Annotated in this window: 15 protein-coding genes; 4 read left to right on the top strand and 11 right to left on the bottom strand. The window is 51.3% G+C overall.

Annotated features, from left to right (window positions below):
- Positions 1–19 precede the first annotated feature (19 nt).
- The 5 genes from ABWW03_RS14300 to ABWW03_RS14280 all read right to left on the bottom strand — a co-directional run bounded on the left by ABWW03_RS14300 (position 20) and on the right by ABWW03_RS14280 (position 7,405).
- Positions 20–2,116, bottom strand: a complete 2,097-nt coding sequence (locus tag ABWW03_RS14300; protein WP_353409251.1) for an SUMF1/EgtB/PvdO family nonheme iron enzyme — start codon at positions 2,114–2,116, stop codon at positions 20–22.
- Between the two features lie 118 nt (positions 2,117–2,234).
- Complete coding sequence (locus tag ABWW03_RS14295) at positions 2,235–3,716, bottom strand: hypothetical protein (RefSeq protein ID WP_353409249.1); 1,482 nt, start codon at positions 3,714–3,716, stop codon at positions 2,235–2,237.
- Positions 3,717–3,801: 85 nt separating this feature from the next.
- Positions 3,802–4,989, bottom strand: a complete 1,188-nt coding sequence (locus ABWW03_RS14290) for a hypothetical protein (protein ID WP_353409247.1) — start codon at positions 4,987–4,989, stop codon at positions 3,802–3,804.
- A 20-nt stretch (positions 4,990–5,009) separates the two neighbouring features.
- Positions 5,010–6,008: a hypothetical protein gene (locus ABWW03_RS14285; protein ID WP_353409245.1), complete on the bottom strand. Its 999-nt coding sequence runs from the start codon at positions 6,006–6,008 to the stop codon at positions 5,010–5,012.
- 116 nt (positions 6,009–6,124) lie between these two features.
- Positions 6,125–7,405, bottom strand: coding sequence for a tetratricopeptide repeat protein (locus ABWW03_RS14280; protein ID WP_353409243.1), 1,281 nt, complete (start codon positions 7,403–7,405; stop codon positions 6,125–6,127).
- Between the two features lie 192 nt (positions 7,406–7,597).
- On the opposite strand from ABWW03_RS14280, the gene purU reads away from it, so the two are divergent.
- Positions 7,598–8,473, top strand: a complete 876-nt coding sequence (gene purU, locus ABWW03_RS14275) for a formyltetrahydrofolate deformylase (protein ID WP_353409240.1) — start codon at positions 7,598–7,600, stop codon at positions 8,471–8,473.
- 82 nt (positions 8,474–8,555) lie between these two features.
- Here the strand turns inward: purU and ABWW03_RS14270 are convergent, their stop codons facing one another.
- Positions 8,556–8,765, bottom strand: coding sequence for a cold-shock protein (locus ABWW03_RS14270; protein WP_353409237.1), 210 nt, complete (start codon positions 8,763–8,765; stop codon positions 8,556–8,558).
- 663 nt (positions 8,766–9,428) lie between these two features.
- Here ABWW03_RS14270 and ABWW03_RS14265 point away from each other — a divergent pair.
- On the top strand, positions 9,429–9,641 hold the full coding sequence (locus ABWW03_RS14265) for a carbon storage regulator (RefSeq protein WP_353409235.1): 213 nt from the start codon (positions 9,429–9,431) through the stop codon (positions 9,639–9,641).
- 84 nt (positions 9,642–9,725) lie between these two features.
- Here the strand turns inward: ABWW03_RS14265 and ABWW03_RS14260 are convergent, their stop codons facing one another.
- The 3 genes from ABWW03_RS14260 to cobB form a co-directional block, all read right to left on the bottom strand.
- On the bottom strand, positions 9,726–11,048 hold the full coding sequence (locus ABWW03_RS14260; RefSeq protein ID WP_353409232.1) for an aminotransferase class III-fold pyridoxal phosphate-dependent enzyme: 1,323 nt from the start codon (positions 11,046–11,048) through the stop codon (positions 9,726–9,728).
- 212 nt (positions 11,049–11,260) lie between these two features.
- Complete coding sequence (locus tag ABWW03_RS14255; RefSeq protein ID WP_353409229.1) at positions 11,261–11,845, bottom strand: CPBP family intramembrane glutamic endopeptidase; 585 nt, start codon at positions 11,843–11,845, stop codon at positions 11,261–11,263.
- Positions 11,846–11,866: 21 nt separating this feature from the next.
- Positions 11,867–12,655: a Sir2 family NAD+-dependent deacetylase gene (cobB, locus tag ABWW03_RS14250; RefSeq protein WP_353409227.1), complete on the bottom strand. Its 789-nt coding sequence runs from the start codon at positions 12,653–12,655 to the stop codon at positions 11,867–11,869.
- A 63-nt stretch (positions 12,656–12,718) separates the two neighbouring features.
- On the opposite strand from cobB, the gene ABWW03_RS14245 reads away from it, so the two are divergent.
- On the top strand, positions 12,719–13,621 hold the full coding sequence (locus tag ABWW03_RS14245; protein ID WP_353409225.1) for an AraC family transcriptional regulator: 903 nt from the start codon (positions 12,719–12,721) through the stop codon (positions 13,619–13,621).
- Positions 13,622–13,640: 19 nt separating this feature from the next.
- Here ABWW03_RS14245 and yegQ read toward each other — a convergent pair whose 3' ends face one another.
- Positions 13,641–15,041, bottom strand: a complete 1,401-nt coding sequence (gene yegQ / locus ABWW03_RS14240) for a tRNA 5-hydroxyuridine modification protein YegQ (RefSeq protein WP_353409223.1) — start codon at positions 15,039–15,041, stop codon at positions 13,641–13,643.
- 131 nt (positions 15,042–15,172) lie between these two features.
- Between yegQ and ABWW03_RS14235 the strand changes: the two genes are divergently transcribed.
- On the top strand, positions 15,173–16,501 hold the full coding sequence (locus ABWW03_RS14235) for a DUF484 family protein (protein WP_353409221.1): 1,329 nt from the start codon (positions 15,173–15,175) through the stop codon (positions 16,499–16,501).
- On the opposite strand, the gene ABWW03_RS14230 is transcribed toward ABWW03_RS14235, so the two are convergent.
- Positions 16,413–17,234: a glutaminyl-peptide cyclotransferase gene (locus ABWW03_RS14230; protein ID WP_353409219.1), complete on the bottom strand. Its 822-nt coding sequence runs from the start codon at positions 17,232–17,234 to the stop codon at positions 16,413–16,415. The genes ABWW03_RS14235 and ABWW03_RS14230 overlap by 89 nt on opposite strands.
- Between the last annotated feature and the right edge of the window lie 16 nt (positions 17,235–17,250).

Below are 17,250 nucleotides of genomic sequence, written 5' to 3'. Positions count from 1 at the left end.
ATTAGGCTCCAGTCATGGTTTAAAGTGCGCTGCGGGCAATACGAAAACCAACGTGGCGTTTGCCCTTATCGCCATAATCACGGAATGCCAGGCGCAGATCACTCATGGTGCCACTGGCCCAGCTTGGCCCTCGAATAACCCGGTAGTTGCCGTTTTGCTCGCCCATCGGGTTGTGTTCAATCTGCTGACTCAGGCCGGTTTTGATGCCGTACACATCATTGACCCACTCCGCCATATTACCCCCCATATCGTACAGACCTTTAGGGTTGGGGCGGAACTTGCCACTTGGGGCACTGGCAGCGTAGCCGTCATCATAATTATTGATGATGTTGCCAACTTGGGCGGCGCCTGCGCGATCTGCGTAATTGCCGTTGTAATTGGCTTTGCTCGCCGAGTGTTGGAGGCGGTCTCCCCAGGCGTATTTTTTCATCTTACCGTCTTCATAGCGCGCGGCCCATGCCCACTCAGCCTCGGTTGGCAGACGATAGCCTTCCGCTTCTGGGTTAAACCCTATCACTTTGCCCTGATCGACTTTATAAAAATTCTTTAACTTTTCCTTCTTCGACAACCAATTGCAGTAAAGGGCTGCGTCCTGCCAACTGATATTGGCGACCGGGTAGCGATCGTTATTCAAACTGACGCCCTTGCTGTGATTGGAGTTGTGATCCTGCTTGAACTCACGAAATTGCTTATTGCTGATCTCGTGGGTAGCCAAATAGAACGCCTTGTCGAGTTTGATCTGTCGTTGAATTTCATTGGCTCGCCGCCCCTGCTCCCGACGCGATGCCCCCATTGTAAACTGAGCTTTGGGTTTAAAGAGCTTGAGCAGTTGACCGTTCTTACTGCGATATTCGTTTTTCAGATTGGCAAATTTCTGTTCTTCCAATGTCAGGAGCTTGATGTCCAATTTCAGGGGGCGACTTTGACTTGGTGTGACGTTACGGCTTTGGCTGGCAAATCCTGGGGCCTCAAAGCGCAGAGTCACCGGATGGCTGGGAAGCTGAACTCGGCCCTGTTTATCCAACGTTAAACGCTTGTTGCCGGCAAAGACGTTGGTGTTACGAGGTTGCAAACGAAAGCTCAGTTGGCCCAATTGGGCGTTGAGTTGCGCGTGCAGATTTTGGGTTTCTTGTTCCTGCAGGGTGACGTTTTGGCTGAAGCGCTGGTAACCATCCTTGAACAATTTAATTTGCTGCACCTCTCCCGGTGCCAGTGCGAGGTTCAAGGGCGTTCGGCCGCGAAACTGGCCATTCACCATGACATTGGCTCCGCTTGGGCTAGAGCTCAGTGCCAGGCTGGCGTCGGCCGGGGAGAGCGGGGCGAACTGCAGAATGATTTCCTGTTGTGCGGTCAGTTCTGCCCACTCACATTGACTTTTGAAGCCTTCCAGTTCCAAACAGACATCGTAATCACCGACGGCCAAAGGCATTGTCTGGGGGATGGCACTCAGGTGTTCGTCATTGAGTCGAAGCTGTGAGCCGTCATTTTGGTGTTCAACCCGCAGGAGGCCATAGTTGGCTTCCAACTCGATGGTGAGTTCCTGGGTTTCCTGCATGCCTCTGATTTCAACGCTCTGTTCCTGGGCGATGTACAGGGGGTGTTCGATGTGAAGCACGTAGTTGCCGGCGGGCACTTCATCAAAAAACCAATAACCGTTTTCAAAAACCGCCTCTTGTCTTTCTGTGTCGTTTTTAAGAATGGCACTAACGGATTCATTGAGTACTTGCTTCTGCCAAGCGTCGCTGAGGTGCAATTGCAGATCGCCAGGCAGTTTGGTCATGACAATGTTAAGTTCCAGATTGTCCTCACCGAGATCAAATTCTTCGCGGTAAGGATAATATCCAGGAGCCTCGGCCTCGACTTGATACCGTCCCGGTAACATCAAAACATCCTTGCCGAACGGGAGTTTTAACCAGTGCGCAATCTTGGTGCTCGCGTAAGCGGGTTCGGGGCGCAGTAGCAGGGCACTGGCGGAACTCAAAAACCAGCCGAGCAATGCACTGAGGATGAGAAAAACGGCAATCAGTACTTTTCGACCACGACTAAAGCGCGGTTGATGTTGAATGGGTTTGAAGAGCTCCCTGGCGGAGTTTTGCGTCGGCTTGTTATCGTTCAAGTCAGTTTCCTAGCACAAATACTGTGTTGTCGCGTGATGCGCAAACGTTTTTGGGGTTGAGTCTGCAAGCAGAGTGTCAACACCGGTACTCAGGCATCGGCCATCAATCCAGAATAAGTTAAATGATTTCCTGACAAACCACGTCAATTGGTGGGTTGTCTTTGTTGAGCTGAACTTCAAAGTTCACTCGCACGTCCCGATACCCTTTTCGCTGCCCAAGCAAAGTGTAACGTCCGGGTGGCAGATCTCGTTGAATTTGAGAAAACAGACCCAGATGCTCATGACGCAGCAATCGAACTTCAGTTTGTCCATCCGAACGAAACGTTACTGCGACGGGCGTTTTCGCTTTGATCAAAGCCACCTTGAGTTCAGCAAGTTGTTCATTCAGACGTTCATCGGAGCTGTTTAAACTGGCCGCGTCGTTCAGTGCTTTTTGGGCTCGCCCTTGTACCGCCGTATCCTGCAAAGTGTCAGGTTTTTGCAAAAATGCAGCGAGTTGCTGATCGAGTTGCAGTCTGGTCTGGGCTTCAATCAAACCGATCTTCGCCGAGACTTCGGCGGGTGCGAGTTTTTGGACCTGTTTGTAGAGATCAACAGCTTCTTGCCAGTTTTCTGTTTTTGCGGCTTTGCTGGCTGATGCCAATTTGCGTTTGATGCTTGCTTGCAGGCGAGCGGTTTTAGCTTCACTGAGCGCAGAGGCTGCCGAACCGTCACCTTGTTTGATTTGTCTGGCTTTTTTGAACCAACGTTCGGCGCCGGCGTGATCTTGGCGCTCAAGTGCCTGGTAACCCTGGCTCATCGCCTGGGTGTAGTTTTGTTCCAGAATTGAGTTGGCAATGCGCTGCACGGCTTCCTGGCTGGTTTTGTTGTCTGGGTCGAGTTGCTGGGCTTGTTGATACAGCGTTTGCGCATTGGGCCAATCTTGCTGGCGTTCGAAGCGTCGACCCTTGCGAATCAAATCATAGACATCGTCAGCCACATCAATGCGTCGCAAGAGATTTTCGGCATCGGTTTTATTGCTGGCCAAACTTGTTTCCAGCTGGCTGGCGATCAAGGCATCGTTTTTGGCCTGGTCGATATTTTGTGCATCCAGTGCGAGTTGTGCGGATTCCATGTGTTGGGCGAAAACCTGGTCGACCTGATCCAGCAACAGCTCCATTTCCTGCAGCGCTTTTTCATACTGGCTCATCGCCAGCTCGAATTCCTGTTGGCGGTAGTATTGGTCGCCTGCTTTCGCGAGTTCAACGGAATTTTGATAGCGCTCTTCTCCCCATTTTTCGATGCCTTGGGCTTCCAGGCTTTCCTGGTTTTTTAGCAGTTTGGCGAGAATGTCCTGCGCGGCTCGACGTTGCTTGCCGAGTTGGGCGTCTTGCCAGGGAGATTGCTTGAGAATCTGTTTTTGGGGTTCGGGTGCTTCTGTGAGATGTTCGTTGCTAACAACGTCCTGCTTGTCGATGTTGGTCGGTAACCAAAAGACGACCACAAGGAGAATCACGGCGAGAATAGACAGGGTTAGGATGATAAAACGTCTTTTCGCAAAGAGGCCTTGACCCCGTTCCTTTTGCAAGCTGGCAAATTGTGGCGTGTCTTGTTTTTGCATGAATTTCTTAATGTTCTATTGAAGACCAGACTGAGGGTCGGTGAGTTGTTTGTGTCGAATTCCGACCGGTGAAAATGTCCTGACTTTACATGGCCAGCTCGCCATTTTCCACGTTGTAGAGTTCCCTCAGGATCTGACGCCATTGTTCGTACTGCTGTTGAACCGAGCCGCTTAGAGTGATGGTGCGGTCTTCTAGTTCAATTACCTGGGGTTGAATGGCCGCTTCGAGTGAGTCGCCCAGCTCGCGAATGGTTTCGCTGTGCATGTCGGCTTCTGCGCGCTTGCCAAAGCCTTCCTTAATCAAATAACCGCCGCCGCCGATAGCCACACCACCTGCGGTACGTACTGCTCGATTATTGCTGGTTGCGGCGGCGATACCAGCCAATACGGAAACGATACCAGCAATGGTTTGATTGCGGGCCGATTCTTTCACTTCTCGCAAGTTGATCACTTCCGAATAGGTTTGCTTGCGCCAATCGCGATAGGGCCCGTCGATCTGCTGAATAAAGCTGCCGTAAAAGTCCTGCAGGGTATCGATGTATAAATGGTCGCGTTCACGTATGGTGCGAACGCGCTCCAGCATTGGGTCATTTTCGGCGGGTAATCGTTCAATATGGTAAATGCCTTTTTTGTCCTGCTGCAGTTGACCGGCAAAAGATTGTGGCGCAAAGCTTTCTGCAAATCGCAGTTCGCCAATCAGTCGAGCCCGGCGGAGATAGTCAGGGTCGAGCTGCTTGCGATACTGCAATAGATCATTGGCGATCTGGTGATAAATAGTTTGAAATGGGTCGGCTTTGCTGGCCGTTTCGCGGCGATAGGCATAGCGGCTTGCCACCGCTTTGTAGTCTTTGTCGTACCATTTTCGCCCAGTGATGTCTTGTACACTGATGGCCATGGAGAGAGTTTCGCCATCGGAGTGCAGAATGCGACCACTTAATTGGACGTCGACCAAAGTGCCTTGGGTTGGAATCAAACGTACGGCACCCCAAGCCGAGCTGGCTTGTAGGGCGTCGCGAATATGCCCGGCCATATAGTGAGACTCTGCTTTTCGAACCTCGGCAAACACCAGGCTGTCATCTTCTTCGATTTGTTCTAAGTTGGGGTCGAGCAATTCGACACCGACATCCAGCAACTGATCTTCCGGAATTTCAGCGGTTTCCTGTTGCAGTTGTACATAACGGGTTGTTTTCACCGTGTGAGACGCACAGGCGCTCAGGAACAGGCTAGACAGCAGGAGTATCACCAGAGTCCGTGGCTTGCTTGACGACAGCATATTCGTATCCCGTGTTGGACTTATCGTTGTTTGTATTTACGGTATTCTTCCCACAGTTTTTCGCGCAGCTTGGGATCTTTCTCGGCCATGGCGGCTTCGCGAATCTGGCGGGCAACGATATCGTCATCGCTGCCATCGGGAATATCATCGGGCACTGTTGGCAAATTATTCCCTGACGGTGCACCTGGGGCGCCACCTTGTTCAGGGGACTCATTCGGCGCCTGGCCATTACCATCGGTGGATGGTTGACCTCCGGCCTGAGTGTTGGGGTCACCGTAAGGATTGCCACCGCCACCTCCAGAACCTCCCTCGCCATCAAAGCCCGGAGCTTCCTGTTCCAATTGGTCTTCGGCACCCCGGTCGGCACCCTCGGCAAGAACTTTGTCCCGCTCACGCAAAATCATGCCGTCGTAGCGCCCGAATGAGCCTTCCAACTCAGCTTCCAGACTGGCCTGACGCTCGGCGCTGGATTGTCCAGAAGCACCACCACCGCCTTGGGCTTCCTCAAAACTGACGTCATCCTGCTGGGATCGCCCCGCAGGTGAGGTGCCTTCTTCAGCCACGTCGGCACCGGTATCGCTGGCCGGGTCATATTGATCGTAGTAGGGACTGTCGAGCACGTCGATGGATTCACCTTCATTTTCACTGCCAGGTTCGCCAGCGGCATCGCTTGCACCTCCAGTGGGTTGCTGACCCCCAGGTGGGGGAGCGCCAGGGCTGCCACCGCGGTCTTTCTCAGAGGAGGGTTCACCGGCATCGCCGCCAGAGTTTTGACTGGAGTTTTGGGGAGCTCCTTTGCTGGAGCTCTGGCTCGAACTTGGGCTTTGTGAGCCTGAGCTGCCGCTGGGGGGTGGCGTAGAGGGTGAGCTGCTCGATGGTGGTTTACTGGCCGGTATGCCACTGGGGCTCTGACTGCTGGTGGATTGGGTTTTACAGGCCGCCAACGACAGGCTCAAGGTGATCGCCAACAGGGCGGACCCAGCTCTGCGAGGAAAGGTTCTCGGTATTGTTAATTTCATAATCGAACTCGTCTGGCAGCAATTAGACCATGGGAATTTGAGTCAGTATGACTTGGCAAGTTCCCCGGCTTACCTCCTAATGTGAGGCAATAAATGAACCCGTAATGCCTATACTATTATGGAAAGCTAAAGCTTTGCTGAACATCACGGCTGGTTACAAAGTGGCCTTCTTCACTGAGCGCCGGTCGGAAATGGGTCTTGCGCAGTTGCCGCTTCACTTTGCCCCTGAGTTTTGTGTGGCTTTCTTCTACTCGAATATTTCGTGCGCTGCCATCCCGGCCGATGTCGAAGGTGGCAACAATATGCGCACGTTCATGATCCGGGGTGAAGGTTTCCTGCCATCGAGGAAGTTCTGGAATCACCACTGGCGTTTGAAACAGGACTCCCATTGCTTCCTCGTTCGCCAGTGCTTGTGCTTCGTGGTACAACTTGCGGGCCGTATTTGATTTCCCGAACAATAAAAACCAATCGCCGCTGAGCGTCAATTGTTTGATTTTTTCTTTATTCCCGCTGGATTCAGACAACATGCTCTTCAGGATTTTTTTTCCGCTGACAAAAACGCTGCTGCGCAATGCTTCCAGTTCCTGTTGCTGCTGCTGTAATGGATCGTTATTTCCAGCGACAACGGAAAAACCACTGCTGCCTTCCTTTTCTCTATTTTTAAGCAAAAAATAATTACTGGCGATAAAACCCTGCAATACCTTGGCAAGATCTTCCTGATCGTGGCGATGCGTCGAACTCTGTTTGTAAACTCTGAAATATTCTTGGTAGAGACGCTGTGCTGCTACGACATGGGCGTCATCGATGCGCCCAGTAAACACATAGGCGTGCAGTTGCCATTGGGCGAGATTCAGCAGCATGCGTAAATGTTCATCGGGTTTTTTGGTGAGGTAACGGTTGGCGAGCCAGTGTCGAAATTCCTGCTTCTCTCGTGCTTCCTTCCATTGGCCTGCGGCCACCAGATTTTCCACCAACAGTTTTGCCGCAGGCATTTGGTGTTCGCTGTAAAGCCCATGGTTGACTCTCTGAACCTGCATGGCTTGGCGAAGCCGCTTTCCGGCTTCTTCATATTGCCGAGCGCTCTGGTACACCTTGGCCATTTCCAGCAGTACTTCGCTGCTGGCGACTGAAAAGTTTCCGGATTCTTCCTGCAGTTTTATCAGGCGCTGTTCGAGTTTGTCCAACTCGAGTTTGGCTTCAGCCGGCAGGGGTAATTCGGCTCCAGTGGGCAAGGGTTTTTGTACCGGTTCACCTTCGGCCGAGCTTGGCTTGTCTTTAATTGCCGGTTCATCGGCAAATTCAGTGTCAGAATATGCTAGGCTAGCGACCGAGCACAGTAGGCTGCATAAGAGCAAGTGATATAAACGGCCTGTTTTGCTTGGCATGAGACAAGTCATAGATACTCCTCACTGGTACGCTTCATGGGTATTCCGCTGAGGTAATGGGTACTCTTCTTGTTGTAAGAATCCGATTGTTTGCGGCGTCCGGACAAGTATCTCGGGCGCCCTAGCACTATAGCAAATCAAAGCGGCCCTGTACTTTAGAAAATGAGACAGTATTGCCGCTGCTGGTAAATTAAGAATGTAACAATGACTCAACAATCCAATCACGTATCAGAGATCGTATTAACCTTAAGCTGCAATGACAAGCCTGGCATTGTGGCGGCTGTTGCCAACCTTTTCGCTCTGCAGGGCTTTAATATTCGTGAATCTTCGCAATTTGAAGATGTTCACAGCAAACGCTTTTTCATGCGCACAGTGTTTGAAGCCAGTGAGGGTGCCAAACCTCTGGGCGACATTAAGTCTGCCTTCAAAGCCGTTGCCGAACGTTATGATATGCAGTGGTCCTTGTGCGATGTGCATCGTCGTGCGCGCATTGTTATCGCCGTGTCCAAGTGGGGGCATTGTTTGAATAATCTGCTCAATAGCTGGAAGCGCGGCAGTTTGCCCGTGGATATTGTTGCCGTCGTTTCCAATCATGAAGATATGCGTGAGTTAGTGGAGTGGTACGATGTCCCGTATCACTACATGCCGGTGAGTGCTGAAAATAAGGCTGAACAGGAAGCTCACATTTTAGATTTGATCGACGAGCAGAGTGTGGATTTGTTGGTGCTGGCGCGTTATATGCAAATACTGTCGCCTAATATGACGGACGCATTACAAGGGCGCGCAATTAACATTCACCACTCATTTTTACCGGGTTTTAAAGGCGCTAAGCCATACCACCAAGCGTATGCACGTGGTGTCAAACTGATTGGTGCGACTGCGCATTTTGTCACAGAGGATTTGGATGAAGGTCCAATTATCGAACAAGATGTTGAAAGGGTCAGCCACATTAATGAGCCGGAAGAATTGGTTGAGATTGGCCGAGATATAGAGTCAAGGGTATTGGGTCGAGCGGTGCGTTGGTTTGCTCAACAAAGAATACTGGCGAATGGCAATAAGACGGTTGTCTTCAGCCGTTAGTCGTCCGGTTGGCTATATAAACAAAGGCGCCATGTCATAGACAGGGCGCCAATCGTTTTTAAACGATGTGTATCCAGCTGAATTAAAGCGGAACAACGTTTTCTGCTTGCGGGCCTTTTTCGCCCTGGGTAACAACCATGCTCACGCGCTGGCCGTCTTGCAAGGTGCGACGCCCTGTACCTTCAATGGCACTGTAATGAACGAACACATCTTTCCCGCTTTCTTGCTCAATAAAGCCGAAGCCTTTTTCATCGTTGAACCACTTAACGGTTCCTTCAACTGGACTGGACATATCTCTCTCTTTCTTCGTGTTGCTCCGCTACTGCGGATCCAGGGCCTCAGTCATTGAGGCATTTACCAACCTGAATTGGCTGGATTCTTGGTGAAAACGACAGGCGAATGGATTATATGCAGATCGCTTCCATCATTTTGTGTACTCGCACCTTATTATTGTGGTTTTGGCTGCTGCGATCAGAGAGGACCTCAGTGGCACAACGACTACTTTGATGCACGGATTCTGACATATAATTTCCTCGTGTGGAACTCATTCTGCCTATACAAGAAGGATTTTTGCCAGATCAATGTTTCATTTCGATGACTTGATCAACAAATCCGCCATACTATGCCCTTCCCGACGGTTGACTATTACTCAAACCTCTGTGTGAATTTTCGGGATTTCTTCACCATTCAAGCCTTTCCATGCTTCTGCATGAGTCAAAAAGGTCGCTTTTTGTGACAGAGTTAACCTTCCGGCGCTGTAAAGTCGACTGCGCAATGAGCAATTTGCCCCAAGGTCAGCACTGAACCCCAAAGTTGTGCACAGCATGGAGTTGTAAGAAAGGGCGATTACCTGCTGCAATTTGTACTCGAAAAGTCGGAAGAGGGTAGCTAAAAGAAGCCTCAAGGATGAGCCATTTGGCTGGGTAATAACCGTAGCAATCAGTGGAATATAATCATGCTTACTTTGACACGAAAGGCCGGTCAAAAATTGATCATAGGCGATGAGATTTGTATAGAAATTGTGTCAATTTCAGGTCGCCAGGTAGCGGTTGGCGTCAGCGCACCTGACTCGGTACGAGTCTATCGCGAGGAAATTGCTCCCGAGGGTTTGCTTGAAGGCATTATGAGTAGTTTGAATAAAGAGAAATCCGGTCTCGCGAAAAAATAACGCAAACGACCCTGAATAATTGCCGTGATACAGAAATGAATGCGCCAATAACGTTAAACGTTATTGGCGCATTTTTTTATGGGCTTATTGAATTTCTTGAATAGCCTCTTGCAGCGCATCAAAAATAGTATCAATGTGTGATTGTTCGATAATCAGTGGGGGCGACATCATAATAGTGTCACCCGCGGCACGAACGGTAATGCCTTTTTCCAGCGCCTTGGCGGCAATACTTTGAGCGCGAGTCAAACCCTCAATGCCATTCGCCGCTGGACCACTCTTGAAGTCAATTGCGCCAACCAAACCCCAGTTCCGCACATCGGTCGTGAACTCGCTGTCGTCCAAGCGGTGAATGCCATCTTCCCAAGGTTTCGCCATGTCGGACGCGCGTTGATACAGGTTTTCGTTTTTGTAGATATCCAAAGTGGCCAGTGCTGCGGCACAGGCCACCGGGTGGGCAGAATAGGTATACCCATGGAAAAATTCAGGTGCGTTCTCAGGTCCCTGCATAAAGGCATCATGCACATCCTGGCTTACCAGAACCGCACCCATAGGCACAGCGCCATTGGTTAAACCCTTGGCGGTAGTGATGATGTCCGGAGTAACCCCAGTAACTCTGGCGGCGGTGCCGTCACCGAGGCGCCCATAAGCGGTAATCACCTCATCAAAGATCAACAAAATATCGTTGTCGTTACAGATTTGGCGGACTTTTTCCAAATAGCCTTTGGGTGGAATAATGACGCCACCGGCACCGGCCATTGGCTCAATAATAACGGCCGCAATGTTGCTGGCATCGTACATGGCAATCTGTTGTTCGAGCTCGTAGGCAAGCTTGTCGGCACCATGTTCGCCCTGGCCGCGACTGAAGGCATTCTCCTCGAGACGGGTGTGGCTCAGGTGAGAGACTTCCAAGCCTTGGCCGAAAACAGCTCGGTTTGGTGTCAGCCCCGCAACTGAAACGCCGCCCATGTTTACGCCGTGATAGGCTTTTTGGCGGGCGATAAAACGGGTTTTTCCACCTTGACCACGTTTGCGCCAATAGGCTCGGGCAATTTTCAAAGCCGTGTCGACGGATTCAGAACCGGAGTTGGTGAAAAAGACACGGTTTACACCGGCTGGAGCGACTTCTTCGGCCAGACGGGTGGCAAGCTCAAAGGCTTTTTCGTGGGCGAAACCAAAGGGGTTGGCATAATCCATTTCCAGAAGCTGTTGGTGAACGGCTTCGGCAATTTCCGGGCGACTGTGGCCAGCATTGGTACACCACAAACCCGCAGTGGCGTCGAGAATCTCTCGGCCATCCGCCAGAGTCATGGTCATGCCCTGGGCTTTGGTGTAGATCTTGGGGTTCTTTTTAAAGGCCCGGTTAGGGGTAAAAGGTAGCCAATAGTGCTCGGTATTGATGGTACTCATAGGATTCCTCACTCTAAAATCCTGCAGCGTTCTTTGTATGCTGTCAGGGAAAATCATCAGTAAACCTTGCCAGCATAGGCAAGTTTAATGCGTCGGTAAATCACTGTTTATCTATTTAAAGGTTAGGTATGTTCAACCATAAAGAGGTCTTGATAGGTGCCTAAATGGGGCTGTAAAAACGCTAAAAAAGAGAGGCTTTCGCGGTATTGTGCCTACAAACGCCAACGTTTACGCTTTAACCAGCACAGGGCGATGACGTCGTAAAGGCTGTGCCAGAGGATTACCATCAACAGGCTACCGCTGTACTGGTAGGCATAGCCAAGCGCCAGCCCCATGGCAAAGGTAAACAGGAAGTACCGCCTGGACAGGCCATGCAGCGCGGCAAATCCCAATGAGGCTACAATGATGGCGGATGCGGAGCCCAGGGGGCTGTTACCGGAAAAACCGAGAACAAAATCTTGCAAAAATGCTCGGAACAACCATTCTTCTGAGAGTCCCGCGAGGACGCCAATCAGAGCGAGCTGCGGATAGCTGAAATGGCCGATCATCGAGCCGTATGTCTCGAGGTCCGTGTTCAAGCTTTGGACCATTCGAGGAAACACGTTATAAGCCACGTAAAGCAACGCAAAACTGCCCGCCGCCAGGAGGGCACCATACAAGGCAAAATGCAGGTCAGTGATTTGCCAGTTGCCGCGAATCCCGCCGGCCAGTACAAAGCCCAGCAGTGCCAGAACGAGTTGGCTTTTAATCACCAAGCCAAAGCTTATCAGTTTGCTTTGTGGCACCTTGACGTTCATGTTCAAGTGGCGTCCTTCTGTCTATGAATCTGACCGCAAAGTGTTAAGAAACTGAGGCACCACTTCAGTGGCCGGGCCGTAATGCCCCTCGTGGAAGTGGCCGCCCGAGGCTTCGAGATTGAGTTCAACCGTATGTGCGCCATATGCACTGGCCATTTGAACAAAGCCAGCTGCGGGGTACACCTGGCCGGATGTACCTATGGCGACAAACACATCGCAACGTGACAGGGCCTGCTCAATGTCATCCATAAACATGGGCATTTCCCCAAACCATACAATATCCGGGCGCAGTTGCCCTGGGCGTTCACAGCAAGGGCAAGGCTGATCCACTGCGACATCGTCCCGGCAAGTGTACACTTTCGAGCTCTGCTGGCAGCGAATTTTGAGAAGTTCGCCGTGCATGTGCAGCAATTGCTGACTGCCGGCACGCTCATGTAAATCGTCTACATTTTGGGTGATCAATGTGAACTCGCCGTATCCTGCTTTTCGGTAATGCCGTTCAAACTCGGCTAGCGCAATGTGTGCCTCATTCGGTTCGGCGTTTTCGAGCAGGGCTTTGCGGCGCAGATTGTAAAAGCGCTGCACTAAATGTGGATCGCGCTCAAAAGCTTCAGGTGTCGCCACGTCTTCCACTCGATGCTGCTCCCATAAACCGCCGTTGTCGCGGAAGGTGTCGAGACCCGATTCGGCAGAGACGCCTGCGCCAGTTAAAATAACAATGTTGCGACAATCTCTTTGATGCATTCGATCGGCCTTGTGTTCGGGGTTGATGAGTGTTTTCTGATTACGGTATTGCGCAGTTTTGATCAAGTAGCAATCGTTCAGGCTCTCTATGATACGCGCTATTGTTTTTATTTGTCATGGCTCAGGAAAATGGATAAGACACTGAAGACTCGCAGTTATCAACGCATGGCGGAAGCTTTGCATCTGGTTGAAGAGCACTTAGATGGTGATGTAGACATCCGATCCATTAGCCGGCAGTTGCACATTTCTGAGTTTCATTTTCAACGTCAGTTTAAAGCGTTCTGGGGAGTAAGCTTTGGGGAATGTGTTCGATTGTTGCGTATTAAGCGCGCGGCATATTGCCTGGCTTTTCGTTCAGAGTTCAGCATTTTGGACATCGCCCTGCAAGCCGGTTATGACAGTGCCGAGGCATTTACTCGGGCCTTTAAACGCTATTCAGAGCAAAGCCCTCGGGATTTTCGAGCCGGGGCGCACTGGGTGGCTCTCACGCAAAAGCTACAAACACTGGAAGTGATCAGGGAGCAACAAACCATGAACAAGCATTATTCCACAGAGATTGTCGAACTCGATGAATTGGCCTTGGCGGTTTATCACCATCAAGGGCCAGTGGCTGATCTGGGCGTCAGCATCGGGCAATTTATTGCCTGGCGAAAATCCCGAAGTTTAGCCCCGAGCATGTCGCGGACCTTTAATCGTCTGTACGAGGATCCTCGCGAAGCGGGGACGGATTTTCGCTTCGATTTGGCCTGTGAGTGGCCGGGCAATCGACCATGGACGTCAAGCGAGACAATGCTGAATGATGAGTGTTTGCCGCTAAGCCAGGTAAATGTCCCGGCTGGGCGATACGCAAAACTCAATCATCAGGGCAGTGATGAAAGCTTATCGCGAGCGATAGAGTATTTATACGAAAACTGGTTGCCGAACAGTGGGGAAGAGCTGGCAGATGCTCCATTACTGCTTGAGCGCTTGACCTTTTTTCCGGACGTACCGGAATCCCAAGCGCTCAATGTACTCTTGCTTCCGTTGGCGTGACTGATCTGCCAGGGAACGCTTAAGCGGTGTAGCGCATCAGCAAGGTGTAATCGGCATCACCGTCCCGCAGTTGAATGTGCTCGGGCAAATCGACGGAAACCTGGTGGCCTGAACCCGGCGCGATGTTCGCATCGTGGCCGTGTTTGTCCAGCATGTGCTCTAAGGTAAAACTGTGATTGCCCTGGGGACTGATCAACTCCAGTTTGTCCCCAACACTGAATCGGTTTTTCACTTCCAGGTGCAAACGGTTGCCGTCACTGCCGTGAACCTCAGCAACGAACTGCTGATTCGGATTGCTGGACACCCCTTTTTCGTAATTCTGGTATTCACTGGGAACATGGCGACGATAGAAACCTTCGGTGTAACCACGATTGGCAAGATGTTCCAGTTCGGCCATCAAGTTGAAATCGAAGGGCTTGCCAGCCACGGCATTGTCAATGGCGCGGCGATAAACCTGTGCAGTTCGCGCCACGTAGTAATGGCTTTTGGTTCGGCCTTCGATCTTAAGGGAATGGATGCCCATATTCACCAATCGCTCCACGTGTTGAACTGCGCGCAAGTCTTTGGAATTCATAATATAGGTCCCATGCTCGTCTTCATAAGCGGGCATGAGTTCACCGGGGCGATTTTTTTCCTGCAGTAAGACGGGCTCCACTTCATTGACCCCACTTGGGTCATAATTTTCGGGAGTGTAGACCGCTGCTAACTCGTCGGTGTTCACAGGATCGTCACTGCTGCGAATCCCTTGCGGCTGATCAACCGCGATTAAATCACCGGTTTCATTTTCTTTTGCGTTGTGAGCGTTGTACTCCCAGCGGCAAGAGTTGGTGCAGGCGCCCTGATTGGAATCGCGATGGGTCATGTAACCCGACAACAGGCAGCGACCGGAATAGGCGATACACAGTGCGCCGTGAACAAACACCTCCAATTCCATGTCTGGGCATTGCTGGCGAATTTCTTCAATTTCGTCCAGGGATAATTCACGGGAGAGAATCACTCGACTGATGCCCTGGCGTTCCCAGAATTTAACGGATGCCCAGTTCACAGCATTGGCTTGGACCGACAGGTGTACTTCCTGTTCAGGCCAACGATCTTTCACCATCATGATCAGGCCGGGATCGGACATGATCAGGGCATCAGGGCCCATATCAATAACCGGCTCGAGATCCCGAATGTACGAGCGTACCTTGTCATTATGTGGGGACAGGTTAGAGGCCAGATAAAACTGTTTGCCCATACCGTGAGCTTCTTCAACCGCCGCTGCGAGATTATCCAGCTTGTTGAATTCATTGTTGCGAACTCGCAGGCTATAGCGTGGTTGGCCTGCGTAAACAGCGTCGGCGCCATAGGCAAAGGCATAGCGCATGGATTTCAGCGTGCCAGCCGGAGAGAGAAGCTCTGGGGTAAACGGGGTATTCATAAAGCCTTATATCTGTATGGGTTAATTCGGGCGCGCATTGTACGGCAAGCTGGCTAGATTTTCATCACTCAGATTGACGCGAATTCAGCTCTTTGAGTTAGTAATGGCTAACTTTATTTCTGGCGCCTAATGTGTGGGGGCTCGCGGTAAATCGACCTTTGATCGGTTTGTCCTTCGGCTCGGAGGATTTGTTTGAAGAATTGTTCTGTACTGTCGATAAGCACAATGCGGGTGACCCGCTCAGGGTCAAGAGCTTGCCTACCGGGGCATATGGCGACCCCGGTTTACTCTCGGTAGCGGCTATGGATATAGAGCAGGAAAACAAGCGTCTGCAGAGCACCGTAAAATTGTTATTGCGACGCATTGAACAAAACCACAGCATTCAACAGCACTTTCATGCTTTTGAATTTAAGCTGTTGGGCTGTCAGTGCCTGCGCGATCTTCTCAACCTGTTGTTAATCGAAGCCCAGCGTCATTTCTCGTTGTCGGCCGTCAGTGTGGTGATTATCGATTCCGATTATTCGGTACGCGAGCTGATGGAACTGCTGGACTTAAATGATTACGGTTCCTCTTTGCAAATGCGCAATGGCGCTGACTTTCTGAATACTCTGTATCCACAAACCCCCGAGGTCAGTCTGGGTGAAATGGACGTGTTGACCGCCGGGCGCATTTTCCCTGGCGCGGGGCAAGTGGTGTCTACCGCGTGTATGCCTTTGCTCCGACAGGACAAGTTGGTGGGTAGCCTGCATTTTGCCAGTGATTCCAATGAGCGGTTTCAGCCAGACATGGCCACGGATTTTTTGTCTCGCCTGGCGTCCATTGTGTCGGTCTGTTTGGAAAACTGCATCGGTCGCGAGCATCTGAGTCGCCAGGGCAAGGTGGATATGCTCACCCAGGTGAATAACCGCCGCAGCTTCGAAGGCGAGTTGGAGCGAGAGTTGGAGCGAGCTCAGCGTAATCAGGAACCTCTCAGCTGTATGTTTGTGGATGTGGATCACTTTAAACAGATCAACGACCAATACGGCCACCAGGCGGGAGACCTGGTGCTTAAACATCTCGCCTATGAAGTTTCTCTACAGCTGCGTAAAACCGACTTCCTGGCCCGCTATGGTGGTGAGGAATTTGTTGTTCTGGCGCCACGTTGTCCGCAAAGCAATGCGGTCAGTCTGGCTGAGCGCATACGTTCGGCTGTGGAAAAAATGGCGATTGATGTCTGCGGTGCGCAAAAAGTCCAGCCGACCGTATCGATCGGCTTGGCTACTTGGTGCCCGACTCAGGAAGGGCGGTGTGACCTGCAATTGGTGGGCCATGGCCTGCTGGCCGCCGCCGACGAAGTGATGTACGAAGCAAAGCGCGGCGGTCGAAACCAAGTCATTGATCAGCTGTTTGAGCTGACGGAGTCGTTTCCCGAGGCAGATTCAGGCGCAGCAGATAACGTGTCGGCCAAAGCTTCCCGGTAAACCAGAAAGCGTCCGCCTGATCATCGAAGGCAATGCCATTGAGCACGGCATCGGAACTGCTCATTGCTGAGCCCAGTGCACTCAGGTCCAGCTGATATTTAACGTCAGCGCTGTGTGGATCAATTGCAATCACTCGCTTTTCCTGCCAGATGTTAGCCCAAATCAATCCTTTGGCACACTCAAGTTCGTTGAGCCTGTTCCAGGGGCGTCCCTGGTTGTTCGCAGGTAAAGTCAGCTCGCCTTGTTTTTGAAAACGAGTGTTGAATATTTGTAAATTGCCACTGCCATTGCTCATATAGATTTTGTCGTCCATATGACAGATACCCCAACCTTCGCCCGCATAGTGAAACTGCGCCAGAGGTTTGAGTTCCTTGGTGTCGAGTAACAATCCTTTTTGTTGACGCCAACTGAGCAAATAAAGACGATCATCGATGACAGTGAGGCCCTCAGCAAACCAGTTGGGGGGGAGGCGCTTTTCCAGTTGAGTGGTGTGTTCAGGGTAGCTGCTTTTACGAATAAAAGATCGCCCATAACCGCCGCTGCTTTCATAAATAAAACCCTCGGCAATTTCCCAGCCCTGGGTAAAGCTTCGGCTATCGTGCGTTTCTTCTTTGAGTATGTCGTAGCTCAGAGTGGTGGGACTTGGCAAGTTCGTGTCGGCAAATAGAGGCGAGCTGCAGCAGAGCAGCACGGCAATGAAGCTGAGCAGGATTCGAGAGGCGGTATTGGGCATTCGCAAAATGAAAATC

Origin of the sequence: Pseudoteredinibacter isoporae, from assembly GCF_040372805.1 — a bacterium.
Classification (GTDB): Bacteria; Pseudomonadota; Gammaproteobacteria; order Pseudomonadales; family Cellvibrionaceae; genus Pseudoteredinibacter; species Pseudoteredinibacter isoporae_A.
Note: the sequence above shows the minus strand (reverse complement) of the source record. Positions and strands in the feature narration are given on the sequence as shown.

Excerpts from the sequence above, each read along its gene's own strand:
- ABWW03_RS14295 (WP_353409249.1), bottom strand. The coding sequence starts at position 3,716 with ATGCAAAAACAAGACACGCCACAATTTGCCAGCTTGCAAAAGGAACGG.
- ABWW03_RS14290 (WP_353409247.1), bottom strand. The coding sequence starts at position 4,989 with ATGCTGTCGTCAAGCAAGCCACGGACTCTGGTGATACTCCTGCTGTCT.
- ABWW03_RS14285 (WP_353409245.1), bottom strand. The coding sequence starts at position 6,008 with ATGAAATTAACAATACCGAGAACCTTTCCTCGCAGAGCTGGGTCCGCC.
- ABWW03_RS14280 (WP_353409243.1), bottom strand. The coding sequence starts at position 7,405 with ATGACTTGTCTCATGCCAAGCAAAACAGGCCGTTTATATCACTTGCTC.
- purU (WP_353409240.1), top strand. The coding sequence starts at position 7,598 with ATGACTCAACAATCCAATCACGTATCAGAGATCGTATTAACCTTAAGC.
- ABWW03_RS14270 (WP_353409237.1), bottom strand. The coding sequence starts at position 8,765 with ATGTCCAGTCCAGTTGAAGGAACCGTTAAGTGGTTCAACGATGAAAAA.
- ABWW03_RS14265 (WP_353409235.1), top strand. The coding sequence starts at position 9,429 with ATGCTTACTTTGACACGAAAGGCCGGTCAAAAATTGATCATAGGCGAT.
- ABWW03_RS14260 (WP_353409232.1), bottom strand. The coding sequence starts at position 11,048 with ATGAGTACCATCAATACCGAGCACTATTGGCTACCTTTTACCCCTAAC.
- ABWW03_RS14255 (WP_353409229.1), bottom strand. The coding sequence starts at position 11,845 with ATGAACGTCAAGGTGCCACAAAGCAAACTGATAAGCTTTGGCTTGGTG.
- ABWW03_RS14245 (WP_353409225.1), top strand. The coding sequence starts at position 12,719 with ATGGATAAGACACTGAAGACTCGCAGTTATCAACGCATGGCGGAAGCT.
- yegQ (WP_353409223.1), bottom strand. The coding sequence starts at position 15,041 with ATGAATACCCCGTTTACCCCAGAGCTTCTCTCTCCGGCTGGCACGCTG.
- ABWW03_RS14230 (WP_353409219.1), bottom strand. The coding sequence starts at position 17,234 with ATGCCCAATACCGCCTCTCGAATCCTGCTCAGCTTCATTGCCGTGCTG.